Source organism: Terrabacter sp. 2RAF25 (assembly GCF_052115265.1).
Classification (GTDB): Bacteria; Actinomycetota; Actinomycetes; order Actinomycetales; family Dermatophilaceae; genus Terrabacter.
In genome coordinates this window covers 1-373 of sequence record NZ_JBFRGJ010000077.1, presented here as the reverse complement: position 1 = coordinate 373, position 373 = coordinate 1, and the positions used below count along the sequence as shown (strand labels likewise).

1 protein-coding gene is annotated in these 373 nt (G+C 69.2%); it reads right to left on the bottom strand.

The window, feature by feature from the left end:
- On the bottom strand, positions 1–373 hold a 373-nt coding region (locus AB4091_RS22025; protein WP_442295073.1), incomplete at both ends, for an EF-Tu/IF-2/RF-3 family GTPase.

Sequence of the window (373 nt, the reverse complement as noted above, 5' to 3'; positions counted from 1 at the left end):
TGCGGGCGGTAGTTGGCGAAGAACGGCGTGTGGCGGCCGCCTTCCTCCTTGGTCAGGATGTAGGCCTCGGCCTCGAACTTGGTGTGCGGCTTCACCGAACCCGGCTTGCACAGCACCTGGCCACGCTCGACGCCGTCACGGTCCACGCCGCGCAGCAGCGCGCCGATGTTGTCGCCCGCCTCGCCGCGGTCCAGCAGCTTGCGGAACATCTCGACGCCCGTGCAGGTCGTCTTCTTGGTGTCGCGGATGCCCACGATCTCGAGCTCGTCGCCCACGTTGACGGCGCCGCGCTCGATCCGGCCGGTCACCACCGTGCCGCGGCCCGAGATCGAGAACACGTCCTCGATCGGCAGCAGGAACGGCTGGTCCACGG